The 19,457-nt window shown below is 63.1% G+C and carries 15 protein-coding genes; 2 read left to right on the forward strand and 13 right to left on the reverse strand.

Features of this window, described 5'->3' with window-relative positions; translation table 11 throughout:
• Positions 1-79: 79 nt before the first annotated feature.
• From pstS to A985_RS0102770, 5 genes are all read right to left on the reverse strand, one after another.
• Positions 80-1,114, reverse strand: coding sequence for a phosphate ABC transporter substrate-binding protein PstS (gene pstS, locus A985_RS0102750; RefSeq protein ID WP_017231900.1), 1,035 nt, complete (start codon positions 1,112-1,114; stop codon positions 80-82).
• Between the two features lie 490 nt (positions 1,115-1,604).
• A complete protein-coding gene (gene glmM, locus A985_RS0102755; RefSeq protein WP_017231901.1) occupies positions 1,605-2,948 on the reverse strand; it encodes a phosphoglucosamine mutase in 1,344 nt (447 codons plus the stop codon).
• 191 nt (positions 2,949-3,139) lie between these two features.
• The gene (folP, locus tag A985_RS0102760) at positions 3,140-4,036 is read right to left on the reverse strand and encodes a dihydropteroate synthase (RefSeq protein WP_017231902.1); all 897 of its coding nucleotides are present in this window, start codon (positions 4,034-4,036) and stop codon (positions 3,140-3,142) included.
• Between the two features lie 305 nt (positions 4,037-4,341).
• Positions 4,342-6,216: an ATP-dependent zinc metalloprotease FtsH gene (gene ftsH / locus A985_RS0102765; protein ID WP_026131592.1), complete on the reverse strand. Its 1,875-nt coding sequence runs from the start codon at positions 6,214-6,216 to the stop codon at positions 4,342-4,344.
• 119 nt (positions 6,217-6,335) lie between these two features.
• The gene (locus A985_RS0102770) at positions 6,336-6,986 is read right to left on the reverse strand and encodes an RlmE family RNA methyltransferase (protein WP_017231904.1); all 651 of its coding nucleotides are present in this window, start codon (positions 6,984-6,986) and stop codon (positions 6,336-6,338) included.
• 139 nt (positions 6,987-7,125) lie between these two features.
• Between A985_RS0102770 and yhbY the strand changes: the two genes are divergently transcribed.
• Complete coding sequence (gene yhbY, locus A985_RS0102775; RefSeq protein WP_017231905.1) at positions 7,126-7,626, forward strand: ribosome assembly RNA-binding protein YhbY; 501 nt, start codon at positions 7,126-7,128, stop codon at positions 7,624-7,626.
• A gap of 118 nt (positions 7,627-7,744) precedes the next feature.
• Here yhbY and A985_RS0102780 read toward each other — a convergent pair whose 3' ends face one another.
• The 8 genes from A985_RS0102780 to A985_RS0102815 all read right to left on the reverse strand — a co-directional run bounded on the left by A985_RS0102780 (position 7,745) and on the right by A985_RS0102815 (position 17,590).
• Positions 7,745-8,260, reverse strand: coding sequence for a DUF4149 domain-containing protein (locus A985_RS0102780; protein WP_017231906.1), 516 nt, complete (start codon positions 8,258-8,260; stop codon positions 7,745-7,747).
• Positions 8,244-8,720, reverse strand: coding sequence for a transcription elongation factor GreA (gene greA, locus A985_RS0102785; RefSeq protein ID WP_017231907.1), 477 nt, complete (start codon positions 8,718-8,720; stop codon positions 8,244-8,246). Before greA ends, A985_RS0102780 begins: the two co-directional genes overlap by 17 nt.
• Positions 8,721-8,966: 246 nt before the next feature.
• Complete coding sequence (carB, locus tag A985_RS0102790) at positions 8,967-12,209, reverse strand: carbamoyl-phosphate synthase large subunit (protein ID WP_017231908.1); 3,243 nt, start codon at positions 12,207-12,209, stop codon at positions 8,967-8,969.
• An 18-nt stretch (positions 12,210-12,227) separates the two neighbouring features.
• Positions 12,228-12,896 carry a leucine efflux protein LeuE gene (leuE, locus tag A985_RS0102795; RefSeq protein WP_017231909.1) on the reverse strand — a complete coding sequence of 223 codons (669 nt, stop codon included), beginning with the start codon at positions 12,894-12,896 and terminating at the stop codon, positions 12,228-12,230.
• Between the two features lie 39 nt (positions 12,897-12,935).
• Positions 12,936-14,081: a glutamine-hydrolyzing carbamoyl-phosphate synthase small subunit gene (gene carA / locus A985_RS0102800; protein WP_017231910.1), complete on the reverse strand. Its 1,146-nt coding sequence runs from the start codon at positions 14,079-14,081 to the stop codon at positions 12,936-12,938.
• A gap of 195 nt (positions 14,082-14,276) precedes the next feature.
• Positions 14,277-15,038 carry a FadR/GntR family transcriptional regulator gene (locus tag A985_RS0102805; protein WP_017231911.1) on the reverse strand — a complete coding sequence of 254 codons (762 nt, stop codon included), beginning with the start codon at positions 15,036-15,038 and terminating at the stop codon, positions 14,277-14,279.
• 144 nt (positions 15,039-15,182) lie between these two features.
• A complete protein-coding gene (gene treF, locus A985_RS0102810; protein WP_017231912.1) occupies positions 15,183-16,826 on the reverse strand; it encodes an alpha,alpha-trehalase TreF in 1,644 nt (547 codons plus the stop codon).
• Entirely contained in the window at positions 16,823-17,590 is a 768-nt protein-coding gene (locus A985_RS0102815) for an SDR family NAD(P)-dependent oxidoreductase (protein WP_026131594.1), read from the reverse strand. Before A985_RS0102815 ends, treF begins: the two co-directional genes overlap by 4 nt.
• Before the next feature lie 434 nt (positions 17,591-18,024).
• On the opposite strand from A985_RS0102815, the gene A985_RS0102820 reads away from it, so the two are divergent.
• Positions 18,025-19,356 (forward strand): C4-dicarboxylate transporter DctA, encoded by a 1,332-nt coding sequence (locus tag A985_RS0102820; protein WP_017231914.1) that lies wholly within the window; start codon positions 18,025-18,027, stop codon positions 19,354-19,356.
• Positions 19,357-19,457: the final 101 nt, after the last annotated feature.

The raw sequence follows: 19,457 nt of genomic DNA on the forward strand, positions 1-19,457 counted from the left end.
GGAACAGGCGGCGCGGATAATGCCGGGTTGAGGCCCCGGGCAATGCAACCGTGCATTGCCCGGGGCCAGCAAGGCTGCTTTAGATGCCGGCCTTGTGGGCCGACTCGGCAACCTTCGCCTTCCAACCTGCACGGATTTGCTTCAGCACCGCTTCCGGCAGCGGGATGTAGTCCAGTTCCTTGGCGGTCTTCTCGCCATTCTTGAACGACCAGTCGAAGAACTTCAGCACGTCGGCGCCCTGCGCTTCCTTGCCGGCGTCAGCCTTCTGGTGCACCAGCACGAAGGTGGCAGCCACGATCGGCCACGACTTGTCGCCCTTCTCGTTGGTCAGGATCTGGTAGAACGTCTTCGACCATTCGGCCTTGGCCGCTGCCGCAGCGAACGTTTCCGTGGTCGGCTCAACGGTCTTGCCGTCGGCGTTCGTCAGTGCCGTGTACGTCAGCTTGTTCTGCGTGGCGTAGGCCGACTCGACATAACCGATCGCGCCCGGCAGGCGTTGCACGAAAGCGGCGACGCCGTCGTTACCCTTGCCGCCCGTACCCGTCGGCCAGTTCACCGTGGTGCCTTCGCCAACCTTGCTCTTCCACTCGGCATTGACCTTCGACAGATAGTTCGTGAACACGAAGCTCGTGCCCGAACCGTCGGCGCGGCGAACCACGGCGATATCGGTATCCGGCAGCTTGACCTTCGGGTTCAGCTTGGCGATGGCCGGATCGTTCCACTTCTTGATCTTGCCCAGATAGATGTCGCCCAGCACCGGGCCCGACAGGACCAGCTCGCCCGCCTTCACGCCCGGCACGTTGACCACCGGCACGATGCCGCCAACCACCGTCGGGAACTGGAACAGGCCTTGCTTGGCCAGTTCTTCGTCCGTCAGCGGAGCGTCCGAACCTGCGAAATCGACGGTCTTGGCCTGGATTTGCTTGATGCCGCCCGACGAACCGATGCCCTGATAGTTGACCTTGTTCGAGGTCGCCTTTTGGTAGGCGTCAGCCCACTTCGTGTAGATCGGCGCGGCGAACGTGCTGCCTGCACCCGTAATTTCGCCCGCAATCGCGCCAGCGGCAAACAGAATGCCAGCCATGCCGGCAATCGCAGTCTTCATCAGCTTCATGGATTTCTCCGAGTTGGTGTGGTTACAGCGTGTGGTTGGCTCGAAGAATAGAGTCCGAATGTGACAATCATGTGTCATCTGTGAAAGCTCACAATATCGGCGTCATAAAGTTGACTCGGGATCGTCACGTTGCCGGAGGCATCTCCCGCCTCTCGCTGGGACCAAAAAGCGTTGTGTAGCAAGGGTTTAGGGTATCTCAAAGCACATGCCATCGCGCAAAACGCCCAATTCGGGACACATGTCAGCGCCGTGACACGGGTGCAAACCGTCTAACCATCCTAGGCCACCGTGTCACAAATGGAAATATCGGGTTGAGTCGATTGCCATGATGGGAAGCCTGAACCGCAGGGGTGCGACGACGCGTTGACCGGCGCTGGGCGCCCGCGGGATCGACTTCGATGAGGGGATTCGGCGTTGTCTGCCGTGCCGCCCCACTCGGGGGGGCACGGCCCTGCCAGGACGGACGGCAGACCGGGCGTTCAGGGAACGCTCAGGCGGCCGATTTGACGACGTCGGCCAGATGCTGGGCGAAGGACGTGGCTTGGGAGGCTTCGCGGGCTTCCACCATCACGCGCAGCACGGGCTCGGTGCCCGATGCGCGAATGAGCACGCGCCCCGTATCTCCCAACTGAGATTCGACGGCGTTGCGCTCGTCGGACAGGCGCGCATCGCTCTGCCAGTCGTAGCCGGCCGGCGTACGGACGTTGATCATTTGTTGCGGGAACAGGCGCACGCCGTCGAGCAGCTTCGCCAGCGGCGGGTTGCCCGCGCGACGGATCGCCGCCAGCACTTGCAAGGCCGAGATGATGCCGTCGCCCGTCGTGTGCTTGTCCAGACACAAAATGTGGCCGGAGCCCTCCGCGCCAATCTGCCAACCGTGCTTGTGTAGTTGCTCGAGCACGTAACGGTCGCCGACCTTGGCGCGCACGAACGGCACCCCGAGGTCCTTGAGGGCGACTTCGACGGCCATATTGGTCATCAACGTGCCTACGGCACCCGGCACACCGCCATTGTCCAGCCGGTCCTTCACCAACAGATACAGCAGCTCGTCGCCGTTGTAGAGACGTCCCGCACCGTCGACGATCTGCAGGCGATCAGCATCGCCATCGAGCGCCACGCCGAGATCCGCGTGATTCGCACGCACGGCGCGCATGAGCGCATCCGGCGCCGTCGCCCCGCAGTCCTCGTTGATGTTGAAACCGTTCGGCTGGTTGCCGATCGCGATAACCTCGGCGCCCAACTCGTGGAAGACATGGGGCGCGATGTGATACGCCGCGCCATTGGCGCAATCGACCACGATCTTCATGCCGCGCAAGTCGAAGTCGTTCGGGAACGTGCTCTTGCAGAACTCGATGTAGCGGCCTGCGGCGTCGTCCAGACGACGCGCCTTGCCGAGTTGCTCGGAGCGCACGCAGGTCATCGGATTGTCGAGTTCGGCTTCGATGGCCAGTTCGGTCTGGTCCGGCAGCTTGTTACCATCCGCCGAGAAGAATTTGATGCCGTTGTCGTGGTACGGGTTGTGCGACGCGCTGATCACCACGCCAGCCGCCAGGCGCAGCGCCCGGGTGAGGTAGGCTACGGCGGGCGTGGGCATCGGGCCTGCCATCATGGTGTCGACGCCGGCCGCCGCAAAACCGGCTTCCAGCGCGGCTTCGAGCATATAGCCGGAGACGCGCGTGTCCTTGCCGATCAACACCGTCGGACGGCCCAGCGTTTGGTTGCCGGCCAGCACGCGACCCGCGGCATAACCGAGTCGCAGCACGAACTCTGGCGTGATCGGGCTTTCGCCCACCGTACCGCGAATCCCGTCGGTCCCAAAATAGCGTCGTTTCATCGTTGCATCGTTCCCAGTTGAGGCGCTGCGCCGGATGAGGGACCGCACGCGCGCGTCGTTCAATCTTTATATGTGCCGTCGTCAGACGGTGGGGGGCCACTGCCCCCGCCATTATCGCCGGCGCGCGTCCCCGCTGGGTCCCCATTGGCTTGCGGCGATGGGGCCTTCCGACGGGTTTGCCCGCGGCAGGGTTACTCGGCGTCGCGCACGGCGTGCCAGACCTTGAGCGCATCGACCGTCTCGGCGACATCGTGCACGCGCACGATGGCCGCGCCCTGCTGCGCGGCACACATCGCTGCGGCGACGCTGGCCACCCGGCGCTCCAATGGCGCCTGACGCCCGGTAATTTCGCCCAGCATCCGCTTTCGCGACATGCCGACGAGCAACGGCAATCCATCGCGCGACAGCACACGCAAGTGTTTGAGCAGTGCGAGATTATGGGCGAGATTCTTGCCGAAGCCGAATCCCGGGTCCAGGTACAGACGCGACGGCGCAACACCGGCCGAGAGCAGCGCGTCCACCCGACCGTCGAGGAATGCGGCAACCTCGGTGACGACGTCGGTGTAGATCGGTGCGTCCTGCATGGTCTTCGGGTCGTGCAGCATGTGCATGACGCACAGTGCGGCTTCGCTCTCGCGCACCGCGTCGATGGCACCGGGCTGCTGGAACCCCCAGATGTCGTTGATCATGTCCGCGCCGGCGGCGAGCACCGCGCGCATCACGCCCGGCTTATAGGTATCGACCGAGAGCGGCACGCAGCAATCGCGCAGCGCTTCGACGATCGGTACGACGCGTTCGAGTTCGGCGGCTTCCGACAGCGCTTCGGCGCCCGGACGGGTCGATTCCCCACCGATATCGAGAATGTCGACGCCGTCGGCAATCAACTGTTCAGCATGGCGCAGGGCGGCGTCGCGCGCGACAAACTTGCCGCCATCGGAAAATGAGTCAGGCGTGACATTCAGGATGCCCATGACATGCACGCGGCGGGCATCGAGCGTGAAACGTGGGCCGAAGGCCAGCGTGGCGGGGGGGGCCGGGATGTCCGGTAACGCGCCTGCCTCGACGATATCGTCGGCGTCAGGGGACATGGGAGGAAGGGATTGCGACGGCTCGGAGGACATTCGGAAGCTCAGCTCAATAAGGCCAAATATAGCGGCCCGTTCGCCAGGACCGGACCTGCGCGCCCGAGATACCGGACGCTGCGTATGGGCGTAATGTTACCGGAATCACCCGTCACATCGACCATCGAAACACTCGGTAACACCGATATTCGTCGCGTTCCGCGCGCGGCGGCGGGCTGCGGGCAGCGCCACCGCGTCTGAACGCAAAAAGGCCGGCGCAGTGCCGGCCTTCCTGGGATGGCAGCGCTTGCGCGTGCCAGGCTTTTACGCGTTTAGACGGTCGCCGGGGTGTTGCTGGGCTTGAGCGGCGGATTGCCGCCCGACGCGCCACCGTTCGTCGGACCGCTCTTCGGCGGACGCGGCGGACGACCATCCATGATGTCGCCGATTTGCTCGCCGTCGATCGTTTCCCATTCCATCAGCGCCTGGGTCATCGATTCGACCTTGTCGCGGTTGTCTTGCAGCAACGTCTTGGCCAGAGCGTACTGTTCGTCCAGAATGCGGCGAACTTCCCCGTCGACCTTCTGCTGCGTGGCTTCCGACACGGACTTGGCGGACATCCGGCCGAACACCGAGTCTTGCTCCGTGTCGACGTAGACCATCGGTCCCAGGGCGTCCGACATCCCGTAACGGGTCACCATGTCGCGGGCGAGCTTGGTGGCACGCTCGAAGTCGTTCGAAGCGCCCGTCGACATCTTGTTGATGAACACTTCCTCTGCCGCACGCCCACCGAACAGGATGGCGATCTGCGTGAGCATCGTGTCGCGATACTCCGAGTACTTGTCGTGTTCCGGCAACTGCATCGTCAAGCCCAGAGCCCAGCCGCGCGGGATGATCGTGACCTTGTGCACCGGATCGGCACCCGGCAGCAGCATTGCCACCACCGCGTGACCCGACTCGTGATAGGCCGTGGCACGTCGCTCTTCGTCGCGCATCACTGCCGACTTGCGCTCCGGACCCATGAAGATCTTGTCCTTCGCGTCTTCGAAGTCGAGCATTTCGACGATGCGCTTGTTACGGCGCGCCGCGAACAGCGCGGCTTCGTTCACGAGGTTCGCCAGATCGGCGCCCGACATGCCCGGCGTTCCGCGCGCGATGACCGAAGCATCGACGTCGTTCGAGATCGGCACCTTGCGCAGGTGCACCTTCAGGATCTGCTCACGGCCGCGGATGTCCGGCAGACCGACGTAGACCTGACGGTCGAAGCGGCCCGGGCGCAGCAGCGCCTTGTCGAGCACGTCCGACCTGTTCGTTGCGGCGATCACGATCACGCCCGAGTTGGCTTCGAAGCCATCCATCTCGACGAGCATCTGGTTCAGCGTTTGCTCGCGTTCGTCGTTACCGCCGCCCATGCCGGCGCCACGATGGCGGCCGACCGCGTCGATTTCGTCGATGAACACGATACACGGCGATTGTTTCTTCGCGTTTTCAAACATGTCGCGAACGCGGGCCGCCCCCACGCCGACGAACATTTCCACGAAGTCGGAACCCGAGATGCTGAAGAACGGCACCTTGGCCTCGCCGGCGATGGCGCGGGCAAGCAGCGTCTTACCGGTTCCCGGCGGGCCGACGAGCAGCACACCGCGCGGGATACGACCGCCGAGCTTCTGGAATTTCTGAGGGTCTTTCAGGAAGTCGACCAACTCGCCGACTTCATATTTGGCTTCGTCGCAACCGGCGACGTCGGCAAACGTCACGGGATTGGCATTCTCGTCGATGAGGCGCGCGCGGGATTTGCCGAAGGAAAAGGCACCGCCCTTACCCCCGCCCTGCATCTGCCGCATCATGTAGAACCAGAAGCCGATGATCAGCAACGTGGGTCCGAGGTAGTAGAGCACGGACATGAGCGCGTTCGGTTCGTCATCGGCTTTGCCCGAAACTTGAACGCCATACTTCATGAGGTCGCCCACCATCCAGATGTCGCCGGGCGACACGATGGTGTATTTCTGGCCGTCGCTGGGCGTCACCTGAAGGCTGCGCCCCTGCACTATCACGTTCTTGACCTTGCCATTCTTGGCATCGTCCATGAACTGGGAGTACGTCACGCCTTCCTGGACGTGCGGCTTGTCGAACTGTTTAAACACAGTAAACAAGACCAGCGCGATGACCAACCACACCGCCGCTTTGGAAAACATATTATTGTTCAAAGCGTTGCTCCTTCATGAAATCGCTTCGCGCCAAGAATTCATTCTAATCCACTCGCAGGCGCACCGCCATAGTGATTCTTTACCGCCGCCATAGCGCCAGAGCGCTGGTTTGACGGGCATCAAGCCGGATTTTTCAATCCTCGTCCCAAAATGAACGTTTCGGAAGATTTATCTCGGGACGCCTTTGGCTTGCGCGGCGCCACGGTTTTGAACTGGTGCTTGAATTTTTCGACAATCTGGCTGTAGCCACTGCCGTGAAAACATTTGACCAGCAATGCACCCTCCGGTTTCAGGTGTCGCTGAGCAAAATCCATCGCCAGATCGCACAAATGCTCGATCCGCGCTGCATCGGCCGACGCTACCCCCGACAAGTTGGGGGCCATATCGGAAACTACAAGGTCGACTTTGCGTCCGGCGAGGATTTCTTCGAGCTGCACGAGCACGCTGTCCTCGCGGAAGTCACCCTGCAGGAAGGTGACGTCGGCGATCGGCGCCATCGGCAGGATGTCCAGCGCGATGATCGTGCCGTCGATACCCCCTTCCGTGCGCTTGCCGCCCGCGAGCTTGTTGCGCGCGTACTGACTCCAGCTCCCGGGCGTCGCGCCCAGGTCGACAATGACCTGACCGGGCTTGATCAGCCGGTCCTGCTCGTCGATCTCCTTGAGTTTGTAGGCCGCGCGGGCACGATAGCCCTCGCGCTGCGCCATTTTGACGTAGGGATCGTTGATGTGATCGTGCAGCCAGGCGTGGCTGAAACGGTTTTTTGCCATAATTCTTCAAAAACGCTGCGATTTTGCAGGATAATAGGCCCTTGCGCGCCCAAAATGCGCGAGCCGGCCTCTGGTAATTGCAGGTGCGCCGGCCGCCGCGTACGGGTGCATCCTAACTCGTTTGTCTCGTCTGTCCTCTATGCCCGCCCTGACCCTGACCCCGGCGCAACGCGCCGACTTGCGCTCCACCGCCCATGCGCTGAATCCCGTTGTTCTGATTGGCGCCGACGGCTTGACGCCGGCGGTGCTCAAGGAAATCGACGGCGCCCTGAAGGCTCACGAACTGATCAAGGTACGTGTGTTCGGCGACGAACGCGATGCACGCGTGGCCATCTACGAAGCCATCTGCGATCAACTCGGCGCAGCGCCGGTACAACACATCGGCAAGCTGCTTGTTCTGTACCGCCCGACGCCGGACGAAACGGAAGCGCCGGTTCGCTCCCGGACCGGCGGTACGGGTGCGACGGTCAAGGGCCGTGCCCCGCGCACTGTCACGGTCGTCAAGACCAGCACCAACGCGGGACGCCGTCCGACCGTCAAGAAAGTGACCGTTCGCGGCAACGAACGCATGACCGCTGGCGGCATCGTCAAGAAGGCCAAAAAGCGCCAGACCAGCGTCAAGCGCCAACGCAACGACTGAGCGAACGGCACACCGCCGCCAGTTCTCGAAAAAACGCGCCCGGACAACAGGCGCGTTTTTTTATGGATGCCGCGATCGGATTGGCTGCGAAGCCAGCGTCGCCGCACCCCTGCGACACTCAGCTACGCACCGGCTGGCGCCAGATCAGTGCCATGCCGAGCAGGCTTTGCAGCAGGTAGATGCCGCTCGAAATACCGTGAAGCATGCCAAAACGCGCAGCGAACACCGACTGGCCGATCTCCACGCCCGCCGCCTCCGCCTGCGCGCGCAGATCCGCCATCAACGGCTGGAGGCCGAACGAGGCGATCAGCACACAGACCATCATCGCCACCGCCAGCCACCGCAGTCCGCGATAGCTGCGTGCCGCTTGGGCGTCGCCCGCACGCGCAATCAGCGCCGTCGCCAGCCAGACCAGCAGCACGCCGCAGACGAGACTTATCCAGGCTTGCGTGTGAAACAGGCGACCGGCGACCGTTCCGGCCATGGTGCGCGATTCCAGCACTGCGAAGAGCGTGGGCGCCACGACATAGCCGATCGCCCACTGACTACCGCACCAGAGGGTCGCGATCAGGCGGAACAGCCGTTCCAGCCGCGGCGCGCCGCTGGCGGGCGTTACGTCAGACGTAGCGGACATCGATGATCTCGTACTCACGCACGCCGCTCGGGGCCTGCACTTCGGCCACATCGCCAGCGTACTTGCCAATGAGGGCACGTGCGATCGGCGAACTCACCGAGATCTTGCCGTGTTCCAGATCGGCTTCGTCGTCGCCGACGATCTGGTACAGCACCGTGCCGCCGTTGTCGAGGTCTTCGAGTTCGACGGTGGCGGCAAACACCACGCGCCCCTCGGCGTCGAGCAACGACGGGTCGATGATCTGCGCGGCGGAGAGCTTGGATTCGAGATCGGCGATACGCCCCTCGATAAAGCCCTGCTTTTCCTTGGCGGCGTCGTATTCCGCATTTTCCGACAGATCGCCCTGCGCACGAGCTTCAGCAATCGCAGTGATCACGGCCGGACGTTCGACGGTCTTCAGGCGGTGCAGCTCTTCTTTGAGCAGCTCGGCGCCCCGCTTGGTCAGAGGAATGGTACTCATACGCGTTGTTCCGAAAGACAAAAAAATTGCCGCAGCAAAGCCGCATTCGCACTGGTTTGCGAACGCCGCTTGACCGCGGCTGTGATACCTATGTGGCGTTAGTGTAGCAGAGTTGTCGAGGCTGCCAACCACAGGGCTGGCCGCACGACATGGCAACAGCTATGCACCATTTGGCGCGTCCGACGGGGATCGGTTCCCCGCCGAGCGCGCCATTCCTCGCAGCGTAACCGCTCAGGCCTTGCGCAATCAGGCCGGCAGCAAGGCGTGCAGGCCCTGCAGGTCGTAGACCTCGAGATTCTGCAGGTACTTCAGGCCCTCCACGGCGGCACGGGCACCCGAGATCGTCGTGTAGTACGTAACCTTGTGCGCTTGCGCCGACATGCGGATCGAGCGGGAATCGGCAATCGCCGTGCGCGTCTCGTCCACCGTGGTGAACACCAGCGCGATCTCGCCGTTCTTGATCATGTCGACAATGTGCGGACGGCCGTCCTTCACCTTGTTGACCACGCGCACCGGGATGCCGGCGGCGTCGATAGCCGCGGCGGTGCCACGCGTGGCCACGATCGGGTAACCCAGCGCGTGCAGCATGCGGGCCACTTCAACCGCGCGCGGCTTGTCGGCGTCCTTCACCGTGAGCAGCACCGTGCCCGAGGCCGGCAGGCGCGAGCCCGCGGCCAGTTGCGACTTGAACAGTGCCTCGCCGAACGTGCGGCCCACGCCCATCACTTCGCCCGTCGAGCGCATTTCCGGTCCAAGCACCGGGTCGACGCCCGGGAACTTCACGAACGGGAACACGGCTTCCTTGACGCTGAAGTACGGTGGCACGACTTCGCTCGTCACGTTTTGCGACTTGAGCGACTGACCGACCATGGCACGCGCGGCGATCTTGGCCAGTTGACGGCCGGTCGCCTTCGATACGTAGGGCACCGTACGCGAGGCGCGCGGGTTCACTTCGAGCACGTAGATCGTGTCGACCCCGTTGCCCTGCTGAATAGCGAACTGCACATTCATCAAGCCGATCACGTTGAGGGCGCGGGCCATGGCGGCCGTCTGACGCTTGAGTTCGGCCACGGTCGGCGCGGAGAGCGTGTACGGGGGCAGCGAGCAAGCCGAGTCGCCCGAGTGGACGCCAGCCTGTTCGATGTGTTCCATCACGCCGCCGATGTAGACGTCCGTGCCGTCGGAGATGCAATCCACGTCGCATTCGATGGCGTCGTCGAGGAAGCGATCGAGCAGCACCGGGCTGTCGTGGCTGACCTTGACGGCTTCGCGCATGTAGCGCTCGAGGTCACGCGGCTCGTGGACGATTTCCATCGCACGCCCGCCCAGCACATACGAGGGACGCACCACCAGCGGGTAGCCGATCTCGGCGGCGAGCTTGAGCGCTTCGTCCTCGGCGCGCGCCGTGCGGTTCGGCGGCTGGCGCAGGCCCAGGTCCTGCAGCAGCTTCTGGAAGCGTTCGCGGTCTTCGGCCGCGTCGATCATGTCGGGGCTGGTGCCGACGATCGGCACACCGTTCGCTTCGAGATCGAGGGCCAGCTTGAGCGGGGTCTGACCGCCGTACTGCACGATCACGCCGACCGGCTTTTCGAGGTCGACGATTTCGAGCACGTCTTCCAGCGTCACCGGTTCGAAGTACAAACGATCCGACGTGTCGTAGTCCGTCGACACCGTTTCCGGGTTGCAGTTGACCATGATGGTCTCGTAGCCGTCTTCACGCAGTGCGAGCGCCGCGTGCACACAGCAGTAATCGAACTCGATCCCCTGGCCGATACGGTTCGGACCACCGCCCAGCACCATGACCTTCTTCTTGTTGGTCGGCTGGGCTTCGCACTCTTCCTCATAGGTCGAGTACATGTAGGCCGTGTCGGTCGAGAATTCGGCAGCGCAGGTGTCCACGCGCTTGTAGACCGGGCGCACCTTCTGTGCGATACGGGCTTGGCGCACGGCCGTCTGGTCGGTGCCGAGCAGCTTGGCGAGGCGGCGATCCGAGAAGCCGCTTTGCTTGAGGAAGCGCAGCTCGTCGGTCGACAGACTCTCCAGCGTACGGCCGGCCAACGCCTGTTCCTTCTTGACGATGGCTTCGAGCTGAGCGAGGAACCACGGGTCGATGGCCGTCTCGGCGTACACCTCTTCCAGGCTCATGCCCAAACGGAACGCGTCGCCCACGTACCAAATGCGGTCGGGGCCCGGCTCTCCGATCTCGGCCACGATCTCGTCGCGGTCGGTTGACTTTTCGTCCAGACCGTCCACCCCGACTTCCAGGCCACGCATGGCCTTCTGGAACGACTCCTGGAACGTGCGGCCCATGGCCATCACTTCGCCGACCGATTTCATCTGCGTGGTCAGGCGCGCGTCGGCTTCGCGGAACTTCTCGAAGGCGAAACGCGGTACCTTGGTCACGACATAGTCGATGGTCGGCTCGAACGAAGCCGGTGTAGCACCGCCGGTGATCTCGTTGCGCAGCTCGTCGAGCGTATAGCCGACGGCCAGCTTGGCGGCGATCTTGGCGATCGGGAAGCCGGTCGCCTTCGACGCCAGTGCCGAAGAGCGCGACACGCGCGGGTTCATTTCGATGACGACCATGCGGCCGTCCTTCGGGTTGATCGAGAACTGGACGTTCGAGCCGCCCGTCTCCACGCCGATTTCGCGCAGCACTGCCAGCGACGCGTTACGCAGCAGTTGGTATTCCTTGTCGGTCAGCGTCTGGGCAGGTGCCACGGTAATCGAATCGCCGGTGTGCACGCCCATCGGGTCGAGGTTCTCGATCGAGCAGACAATGATGCAGTTGTCGGCGCGGTCGCGCACGACTTCCATCTCGTACTCTTTCCAGCCCAGCAGCGACTCTTCGATGAGCAGTTCACGCGTGGGCGAGAGGTCGAGACCGCGCTTGCAGATCTCTTCGAACTCTTCGCGGTTGTAGGCGATGCCGCCGCCCGAGCCGCCGAGCGTGAACGACGGACGGATCACCATTGGATAGCCGCTGCCGCCGATCTCGGCCATGATCTGGGCCTGCACGGCGAGCGCATCTTCCATTGAATGGGCGATGCCCGACTTGGCCGAGCCGAGACCAATCTTGGTCATCGCGTCCTTGAACTTCAGGCGGTCTTCGGCCTTGTCGATGGCTTCCGGCGACGCGCCGATCAGCTCGACCTTGTACTTATCGAGCACGCCATGCTTGTGCAGGTCGAGCGCGCAGTTCAGCGCGGTCTGGCCACCCATGGTCGGCAGGATGGCATCCGGGCGTTCCTTGGCGATGATGCGCTCGACGACTTCCCAGGTAATCGGTTCGATGTAGGTCACATCGGCCGTGTCCGGGTCGGTCATGATCGTGGCGGGGTTGCTGTTGATCAGGATGACCTTGAAGCCTTCCTCGCGCAGCGCCTTGCAGGCCTGTGCGCCGGAATAGTCGAATTCGCATGCCTGACCGATGATGATCGGACCGGCGCCGATGATGAGGATGCTCTTGATGTCTGTGCGCTTTGGCATAACGTTCTCAACAAAAATTTAACTCAGCGTCGCGGTCGCGAGCTTCACACCGAAGCCGACGAACAGCGCGCCCACGCCGCCGGTCGCCCCGGCGCTCAACCGGCGACGTTGCCGGAAGTGCTCGGCCAGGCGGTAACCGGCCAGGATCAGCGTGCTCAGATACAGGAAACTGCAGGTCTGCACTATCGCGCCCAGCACCGCAAACGACACGGCGGGGTAAGCGTAGCCCGGATCGACGAACTGGATGAAAAACGACACGCAGAACAGGATCGCCTTCGGGTTGAGCAGGCTGATGAACAGCGCCCGCTTGAACGGGTGATCCGCGTCGACTGGCTTGGGCGCGGCGACTGCCGTCCCGGCGTTGGCGCGTGCGGCCCGCGCGTTGGTGATGGCTCCGCGCAGCATGTTCACGCCCATCCAGCAAAGATAGGCGGCGCCGAGATACTTCACCACGAAGAAAAGCGCCGGCTGCGCATGCAGCAGCGACGCCACGCCGGCGGCCGACAGGGTCATGAGGATCGTGTCGCCGAGGAACACGCCGCATGCGCCTGCGTAGCCCTGGCGAACCCCGCGCTGCGCTGCCACCGACAGCACATAGAGCGAGTTCGGCCCTGGCAGCAGAATGATCACCACCACCCCGGCCAGGTAGGTCCAGAGGTTGACGATGCCGATCGAGTTTCCGAGCATGTTGAGCGTTCCCTTATCCGTATCTCGTCGTGCCAGGCCTTACGCGGGCTGCTTCGCGTCGACCATCGACTGCACGAAGCGGTCGAACAGATAGCCGATGTCGTGCGGGCCGGGCGAGGCTTCCGGGTGTCCCTGGAAGCAGAAGGCCGGGCGATCCGTCAGCTCAAAGCCTTGCAGCGTGCCATCGAACAGCGACACGTGCGAGACGCGCGCGTTGGCCGGCAGGCTATTGGCATCCACGGCGAAGCCATGGTTTTGCGACGTGATGACCACACGGCCGGTCGCGAGATCCTTGACCGGATGGTTGGCGCCGTGGTGACCGGTCTTCATCTTCAGCGTCTTCGCGCCGACGGCCAGACCCATGATCTGGTGGCCGAGGCAGATGCCGAAGGTCGGGATGCGGCGTTCGAGGAACGTCTTCGTGGCGGCGATGGCGTAATCGCAAGGTTCCGGGTCGCCGGGGCCGTTCGAGAGGAACACACCGTCCGGGTTCAGCGCGAACACGTCGTCGGCCGAGCTTTGCGCCGGCAGGACCGTGACCTTGCAACCGCGCTGGGCCAGCATGCGCAGGATGTTGCGCTTGACGCCGTAGTCCAGTGCGACCACGTGGAATTTCGGATCCTTCTGTTCACCGTAGCCTTCGCCCAGGCGCCATTCCGTTTCCGTCCACGAATACGGCTCCGTGGTCGAGACGACCTTGGCAAGGTCCATTCCGGCGAGGCCCGGGAACGATTGGGCAAGCGCGATGGCCTTGGCCGCGTCAGCGCCTTCTCCGGCGAGGATGCAGCCGTTCTGGGCGCCCTTCTCGCGCAGAATACGGGTGAGGCGGCGCGTGTCGATACCGGCGATGGCTACAACGCCCTCGTCCTTCAGATATTGCGACAGCGTCCTGTCGGCGCGGAAATTCGACTCAAGGATCGGCAGATCCTTGATGATCAGGCCTGCGGCATGGACTTTCGTGGCTTCGACGTCTTCACCGTTGACGCCCGTGTTGCCGATGTGCGGATACGTCAACGTGACGATCTGACGCGCATAGCTGGGGTCGGTGAGGATTTCCTGATAGCCGGTGATGGCGGTATTGAAAACCACTTCACCGATGGTGTGACCGGCAGCGCCGATGGCGTACCCACGAAAGACCGTGCCGTCAGCGAGCGCGAGAATGGCGGGTGGGAATGACGGCAGCACGGGAAACTCCTGGAGGTTTCACCCCGGCTGCCAGCCCCATCGTCCGCTCGCGATGACACTTGCGCGGGCACCGGAATTGCGCGGAATATGCGCACAGCGGAGGCTCGGGCTACGGACGAGATGTCAGGCGGGTAGGCGCTAGGGTGAGGGTTAAATGACTAAAACCTTCAAAGTATAGCGCAAATCCCAATCATCTCAAAGCTGAACATGCGGAACACCAGTACGCTCTGCGTTCTCCCTGGGGGTGAGGCTGTTTGGGGACGGATACGCAGAGGGGATAGGGAAATGGATGCCCGCCCGCTGGGCCGCCAGCACGATATGGCGCTCCATGGCGGCCCCGGCGACGGCGCCATCGCGGCGGCGCAGGGCGTCGAGGATCTCCAGATGTTCATGATAGGTGGAGAGCACCAGTTCGCGCTGATAGAACGGCAAACGCTGGCTTTCCATGACGATTTCCGTGCTGCCGCGCAGGATATCGGCGATGGCCCCGTTTCCGGCGAGTCCCACGATGCGCAGGTGGAAGGCAAAGTCCAGTTGGGCGGCCGTATCGACGTCGCCGTCGACCAGTGCGACCTTCATCGCCTCCACGTTGTCCGTGAGCCACTCGATCTCGCCATTGCTGGCCGCGTGGGCGGCGAGGCGGGCGGAGAAGCCTTCGAGCGCATAGCGCAACTGATACGTGTCGGCGAGCGAGATCTGGTCGGCGAAGCGCCAGGCGACGCCCAGGCGCGCCGAGGCGTCGTTCACATAAACGCCTTTACCGGGGCGGATCGCGACCATGCCAAGCGCTTCGAGCGTCGACAGGGCCTCACGCAGCGAGGCGCGACTGATCGTCAGCTCTTCGGCGAGTTGGCGTTGTGACGGGAGCATCGCGCCAGCCGGATAGACCTGACGTTCGATGCGCTCGCGGATGATGGCGACGGCGGCGTCGGTTACGGCATGCGCCGAATGCTTCATGAGGCCTCACAGGGAATGCGGGTATACGTATCTCGCATTGTACGACGCCAAATATCTCCCCAGGCGCTCAGCCGGCAACGTGTGAGCAAACCCGGGCGGCGTGGGGACTTACCGTTCGCCCGGCGCACGGGCGCGGAGCAGGCGCTATCGACGCGTGCCCCCGCGCGCGCGGCCTTGCGCCGTCGCCTGGTGGGCGGGGTGTTCGGGATGATCGCCGAGGAGGCGACGCACGACCCCATTGGTCCAGCCGAAGCCATCCTGAAGCGGGTACTCCCCGCCTCCCCCACCGCTTGCCGACATTGCATCGCTCGCATGCAGCGAGTACTTCTCGACGAGCTTGCTTTCGCGAGCATAGAGCGCGCTGACCGTCGAGAGCCAGCGGTGGGCGATATCGTTCGCGAGCCTGTGCTCGCCGTACTGACGAAGCCCGTGAATGGCGATCCATTGCAGCGGCGCCCAGCCATTCGGCGGATCCCATTGCTGCAGGCTGGACGCCTGCGTCGTGCGCAGCCCTCCGGGGGCCAGGAGACGATCCTCGATCGTCTGAGCCGAGCGGCGTGCTTGCTCACGCGAGGCCAATCCAACAAAGAGTGGCGTGGCGAGTGCGGCCGACAACCGCGGGTGCGGCGCACCGCGCTGCCAGTCGTAATCGAGGAATGCGCCCTCGTCATCGCACCAGAGATAGCGCGTCATCGCCTCGCGCCGGGCTTGCGCGCGCGCGGCAAAGGCTCGGGCGTTTTCCGTGTCGCCATTGGCCTCGCTCAGCCTGGAAATCTGCACTTCAGAGGCGAACAGGAAGCTATTCAGGTCCACGGGCACGAAGGCGGTCGTGCGGATCGAACCGAGGTTGGTCGCGTCGTCCAGCCAGCGCGAGCTGAAGTCCCAGCCCGAGGCTGCGCCGGCGCGCAGATCGCGATACACCTGCGCAGCGGGACGATCCGGCGCATGGAGCGCCGTATTCACATCTTCCAGATACCCTTCCTCGCGCGGCGTATCGCGTTCGTCCCAGTAGCGATTGAGGCGTGAGCCGTCGGGCAGGCACACGACATGGCGATAGGCATCGCCGGGGGCGAGCGACGCCTCCCCGTCCATCCAGAAGTCGTACTCGCGACGCAAGTGGGGCAGATACCGAATCGCGCGCGCCACGCCGTGCGACTCGAACAGCGCCACCATCAGTCCATACATCGGCGGCTGCGAGCGGCTCAGGTAGTAAGTGCGATTGCCGTTCGGGATGTGGCCGTAAGTGTCGATGAGAAAAGAAAAATTATCGGCCATGCTCACCAGCAAATCGTGGCGGGCGCTGCAAGCCAGGCCAAGCATCGTGAAATACGAGTCCCAGTAATAAAGCTCGTGGAAGCGTCCGCCCGGCACCACATATGGCCGGGGGAGTGGCAACAGCGAGCTGTAGGCCGGGTGCGTTTCGGGCAAGCGCGTGAGGACATCCCAGAGTCCGTCGATATGGTCGACGAGCCCCTGCCCTGGGTCAGAGACATAGTGACTGGCGGGTGGGCGTTCGAGGGTGAAATACGACGACACGAAGCGCGCAAGGTCGAAGCCGGGTTTCGCGACGTCGTCGCGATAGCGGCGCAGGATCTCGTCCGGCGCCAGCGTGGGCACGCAGTCCACAAACGTCTTGCTGTCGGGAAAAATGCGCTGCGTCTGCACGTCGACGAACAACTGCTGATAGCGATCGGCGGGGGTGAGTACGTCAGACGGTGCCGAATGTGCGACGTCCGGCGTCATGCCGCCGGCGGCCAGCGAGCGTTGTACAGTGTCCGTCATCGTCATTGCTCCGCGTAACGCCAGAGCAGGCCGCCGTCGACGAACAGCGTAGTGCCCGTAACATAACTGGCGTCCGGCGAGGCGAGGAACAGCACGGCGTTGGCGACTTCGCTCGGATCGGCGAGACGCCCGAGGGGGATGTTGGCGATCAGCGCGTCGCGCTCCGCCTTATTGGCGAGGAGCTGATGATTGATCGCCGTGCCGACCGCGCCGGGCGCGACGTTGTTGACCGCAATACCGAGCGGGGCGAGTTCGATCGCGAGATTGCGCATCATCATCTTCAGGCCGCCCTTGCTGGCGCAGTAACTGGTGAAATGCGGAAACGGCAGCTCCTCGTGAACCGAGCTGACGTTGACGATGCGCCCGCCGCGCTTCGTGTCGCGCAGGTGCTGCACAAACGCCTGTGTGAGAAAGAAAGCCCCCTTCAGGTTCACATTCATCACCAGGTCGTAGTCCGCTTCCGTCACATCCAGAAAGGGCGCCCGCCGCTCCACGCCCGCGTTATTGACCAGAACATCGACCCGTCCCATGGCCTCGACGGCTTGCGCAATCACTGCGCGGTCGTCCGCGGCGACACCGACATCTCCCGCGATCACGCAGCCGTCGCTACCGGCCGTGCGCACCGCGTCGAGCGTCTGTTCGGCCATCGCGTTGTGCTGCCGATCCTCCACCACGATGCGTGCGCCCTCCTGTGCGAGACGGATCGCGATGGCGCGTCCGATGCCCTGAGCACTGCCGGTAACCAATACCACCGTGTCCTTCATTCGCATGGCGCCCCCCCTATTTCTGCACAAATTGCGGGATCTGCGCACACTGCCTTGCGGCTTTCACCGGGCGTCGAGGCAGCGCACCCTACGCAAGTGCGACCGCGCGTCCCAAAGCGAAGTTCACACAAACTGCGGAGGATTCGCCCAACAAAACCGGCAAATACGAGCGAATCGCCGCCCCTGACCCAAGCTGCGTGGGGCATCGCCCTGCCCTAGGGAATCCCCTCAGAAAACACGTCTTGACCCCACCATATTGGCTTTCTAATATTCTCCATAACACCACTGGTCAGACCGGTATGACTTGTCTGAATACATGGATGGGTGTTGATTCGAATTGTGGTTGCGGTAGAAAACATTAGCCCCCAGAGAGCGCAGTCCGTCAGGCGTAGAGATTGCGAAATCCGAGAGAGTGATTTTGCAGGCAGAGGAGACAAACCATGCCCAAGCTGTTTCGTTCGTTGTTTGGCCGAGTCGTCATTGCGCTGATCGTTGGCGTGGCGCTTGGCATTTGGTTTCCGCACTTGGGAGAGTCATTGAGCCCGTTGGGCGATGGCTTTCTGAAGCTCATCAAGATGGTCATTGGACCGATCGTCTTCTGCGTGGTGGTCAGTGGCATGGCGAGTGCGGGTGATTTGCGCAAAGTCGGCCGGGTTGGCGTCAAGGCCGTTTTGTACTTCGAAGTCATCACCACCTTCGCGCTAGTCATTGGTGCACTGCTGGCTTGGGCGACGCATCCGGGCGTGGGCATGAACATCGACGTTCGCAGCCTCAATCCGAGTGCGATGGCGGCGTACACCGAGAATGCCAAGGGATTGCAGGACACCGCTGGCTTCCTGTTGAAGATCATCCCCGACACCGTCACCGACGCCTTTGCCAAAGGCGACATCCTGCAGATTCTCGTCTTCTCCGTCATGTTCGGCTGTGCCTTGGCCGCCCTTGGTGAGCGTGGGCGTCCTGTCGCGCGCTTCATCGAAGACCTGAGCCACGTTTTCTTCCGAGTGATGGCGTTTATCATCCGACTCGCGCCGCTGGGTGTCTTGGGTGCCGTGGCGTTCACCACCGGCAAATACGGCGCGTCGTCGCTCAAGCAGCTTGGCATGCTCGTGCTCGTGTTCTACGTGAGCTGCTTCGTCTTCGTCACCGTGGTACTGGGTACCGTATTGCGTCTGGCGGGCTTCAACATCTTCAAGTTCATCAAATACTTCCGTGAAGAGTTGTCCATCGTGTTGGGCACCGCGTCGTCCGATGCCGTATTGCCGGCCATCATGCGCAAGCTCGAGTGGATGGGCATCAAAAAATCCACCGTGGGTCTGGTGATACCTACGGGTTACTCCTTCAACCTCGATGGCTTTTCCATCTACCTCACGCTGGCCGTCATCTTCATTGCCCAGGCGACCAACACCCCGTTGTCCATCCATGACCTGATCCTCGTCATCCTCGTCTCGCTGCTGACGTCCAAGGGGGCCCATGGCATTCCGGGGTCGGCCATCGTGATCCTGGCGGCGACGCTCACGGCCATTCCCGCCATCCCGGTCATTGGCCTCGTACTGATCCTTCCGGTCGACTGGTTCGTAGGCATTGCGCGGGCCGTCACCAATCTGCTGGGCAACTGCGTCGCGACCCTCGTCGTGGCCGCATGGGAGAAAGACGTCGACTTTGCGAGAGCCCACAAAGTGCTCGATGGCGTGCTGCCTTACGAGCCCATTGCGGTGACCGTGGACGACATAGCCGAAGCTGGCACGCCGGCCAACGTGGCACTGACACGCTGAACGACCGTCACAACTTAAACGAACCAACGAACCCAATGCCGACGCGAGGCGTCGGCAGCTACTCCTGGAGTCAAACGCAACATGGCCCTCGCCCCGCAAGA

It is taken from the genome of Pandoraea sp. B-6, from assembly GCF_000282835.1.
Classification (GTDB): Bacteria; Pseudomonadota; Gammaproteobacteria; order Burkholderiales; family Burkholderiaceae; genus Pandoraea; species Pandoraea cepalis.